Source organism: Candidatus Cloacimonadota bacterium, from assembly GCA_012522635.1.
Lineage (GTDB): Bacteria > Cloacimonadota > Cloacimonadia > Cloacimonadales > Cloacimonadaceae > Syntrophosphaera.
In genome coordinates this window covers 1-3,334 of sequence record JAAYKA010000015.1, presented here as the reverse complement: position 1 = coordinate 3,334, position 3,334 = coordinate 1, and the positions used below count along the sequence as shown (strand labels likewise).

General features: G+C 43.7%; 2 protein-coding genes. Both read left to right on the top strand.

Annotated elements, in window-relative coordinates:
- The first annotated feature begins 394 nt into the window (after positions 1 to 394).
- Positions 395 to 3,064: an AAA domain-containing protein gene (locus GX135_00695; GenBank protein ID NLN84606.1), complete on the top strand. Its 2,670-nt coding sequence runs from the start codon at positions 395 to 397 to the stop codon at positions 3,062 to 3,064.
- A partial coding sequence (locus GX135_00690; GenBank protein ID NLN84605.1) for a restriction endonuclease occupies positions 3,064 to 3,334 on the top strand: 271 nt, incomplete at its 3' end. The genes GX135_00695 and GX135_00690, both read left to right, overlap by 1 nt.

The following is a 3,334-nucleotide window of genomic DNA, read 5'->3' as shown; positions in this document are numbered from 1 at the left end:
TGTACCTGAAAAAACCCGCTATATTGTGGAAGGTTTCAAGGAATTTAGGACTCAAAAGGGCAGCATTTCTAAACTCGGTATTTTTCACTTCTTGCTTAACCTGAGCGACAAAGACTACTATCAGAGAATTATCAATGTGGAAGAAAAAGATGATAGAGCGAAACAATTCAAACTGCAATACATTGAGGGCGAGGACATCAAGCCCGAAGATATGAACACGGATGATAAACTATATTATATCCATAAATACTTAAAAACAATATTCAATGACCCGGATCCCGATTCTCCATATCATTTCCTGGATCCCAATTCACCCCTCAGGGATGATAGATTGAAGGAATTTTGGAAAGGAGCTGGAGAGGAATCATTTAAATATCGTCCATCGGGAGGAAAAATGGCAGAAAAAAGTGGATTTACCTGGGTGCAGACGCATAAAGAGATAGCAGAATATCTCAAAGCAATGCAAGAGCGTCAGCCGGAGTTGATTTCAGAACTGAAGAAGGCTGGCGTTACCAGTATTACAGATATGGACGCAGACGGCAACTATTTCGACCTTGATGAAATGGACCCATTTTCGTTTTTCTTTTATATCTATAAATATGGTCAGCAAATGCGGCTTGAAGTTCTGCAGAAATTGGCTGGCAATCTGGGGGTTTCCATTCCTTCCGACACGGATGGAGTGCCTTCCGCCATGGCAATGAAAGCACGTGTTTTTCCGAATAAGGCAGATAGACACCAAAACGAGATTATGCGCCTGTGGGATTTCTTTTTCAAGGCAATCTCCCACCAGCTTGCTGATGACGATTTTGCAGATATTTTAACAATTCTGTCTCTGGGCAGGGTCAAGCTGACAGAAGCGCTATTTATGGTTGATCCGGAACATTATCTGTGCATTGACGGACAGACAATTCCATATCTGGAGCAAAAACTGGGTATCAATCCAGAATTTGAGACTTTTACGGAGTATATGGCGCTTTTGGAGCGTATCCGAGAGAAAACGGAGATGCCTTTTCCAGAGCTTTCTTATGTGGCATGGAAGTGGAACACACAGAAAGTTGGGACGAAATTTTGGGTGTTTCAGGGAAATCCAAAAATCTTTGATATTGTGGGAGCCTTGAAAAAAGGGGTCATCTCAAATTGGAGGGTGACCAGTCACGAAAAAAACATCACGAACGGAGATAAAATAATCCTTTGGGTGACTGGAAATGACGCCGGATGCTATGCCCTGGGTGATGTGGACGGTGATGTTAAAATTGGAGTGAGGGATTTGGAGGAGAGCGAATTCTACAGGGATGATTCATACAATATCCCACACAACCGGGTTGCCATTAAAATCACCCATAATTTGGCGGAAAGACCAATCCTCAAAGAACAGGTTGACAAGGTAAAAGAGCTTGAAGAACTAAAAGTTGGGCGGCAGGGCACAAATTTCAGTGCCACCAAAGAGCAATATGAGGCTCTTGAAAGGCTGGCAAATACCAGCGGCAGGCGCTATTGGATCTTTTCTCCCGGGGAAGATGGAAGAAAGTGGGATGAATTTTCCCAGCAGGGCATCATCGCCATTGGTTGGGATAGCTTGGGCGACCTCAGCCAATTTGCAAGCAAAGAAGAGATTGAAGCAGAATTGATCAGGCAAAGCGGAGAAAGTGACAAAAGAAAAGTCAATGATGCTTTGGCTAATTGGCAGTTTAAGCGCGAGATGAAAGTGGACGACATCGTCATTGCCAAAAAGGGTCAAAAAGTTTTGTTGGGATATGGAGAGGTAACTTCCGATTTCAAGTTTTCACCAGACAGAGCGGAATATAAGAAATTTCGGGAAGTTCTCTGGCTGAAGAAGGGCGAGTGGGAAGTAGGAGAGTCCGTAAATCTGGTTGTGAAAACCTTGACTGACATCACGGATTATCACACGGAACACCCCGGTTTCACCTGGTATTGGGAGCGTTTGTTGGCTGTGATGGATGGCAGGATGGTTCTTGATTCCTTTCCAGCAGAACCGGAAGATGAGAGCGATAGATCATCACAAAAACCACGCTACCCTCTGAACCAAATCCTCTATGGACCTCCCGGCACAGGCAAGACTTACAACTCCATAAATATAGCCATAGAGATTGCCGACCCGGAATTTATGGAGGAAGCCAGAACGCGTCCCCAAGTGAAAAACCGTTATCAAGAGCTTGTAAATGGTGGCAGAATTGTGTTTTGCACCTTTCACCAAAGTATGGGCTATGAGGATTTTATAGAGGGAATCAAGCCTGTCACCACTGATGCACAGGAAAACAACATCAGCTACGAAGTTTTGCCCGGGATATTTAAAACGCTTTGTGACGCTGTGGCGAAATCGGTCGGTGTCAGCTTTGATAATCCAGATGGCGAGTTTTCAGAAGCTTCTGCTGAAGATAATTTTGTCCTCATCATCGACGAAATCAATCGCGGCAACATCTCTCAGATTTTTGGTGAACTCATCACTCTGATTGAAAAAGATAAACGTGCGGGAAAAGAGGAAGCTTTGGAAGTTACTCTGCCCTATAGCAAAAAGATGTTTTCCGTTCCCTCAAACCTATATATCATCGGCACAATGAACACCGCCGACCGCAGCGTGGAAGCACTGGATACGGCTTTGCGCAGACGTTTTACATTCAAAGAATTTCAGCCTCTTTATGAGATTATTGGCGATGATGGCACCGACCTTTTAGCCCGGGAATTGTGTGGATATCCCCTGAAAGAAATCCTGAAAACACTCAACAACAGAATCAAGATTCTCTTGGATCGCGATCATCAGATTGGGCACAGCTATTTTTTGGGCTTGGAAAATGACGAAGAGCTTATGGAAGTGTTCAACCAAAACATTATTCCACTGTTGCAAGAGTATTTTTATGGAGATTATGCCAGGATAGGATTGGTTCTGGGCAAAGGGTTTGTGAAGAAGGAAACCCTGGGAGAGAAAGACATTTCCAACTTCGAGTATGATGATGTGGAATCGCTGGTTAAAGAAATCTATCAGCTCGTTTTGTTCGATAAAGTGGATGAATTCCGGGCAGCGCTCGAAACCATGATGACCACCTGATGGCAAAAAACAAGCTCAAGCAATGCTTTGAACATCAAAGCCTGAAACTGAATGACGGCCTTTCAGAGACAGAATTGAAGGCATTTCAGTCATTTTACGGGTCTGGAAAGGATTTTCCATATTACAGCCTGATTCACAACGGAATCAAATTTAATGAATATGTCGGGGTGATTCAGGTGGGAAAAACTGTGATTGAGGTTCTACCAAAAGCGGACAAAGAAAGCAATCCGGACAAAACAAAATGGCAAAGCATCCTTATCGGCATGTTGA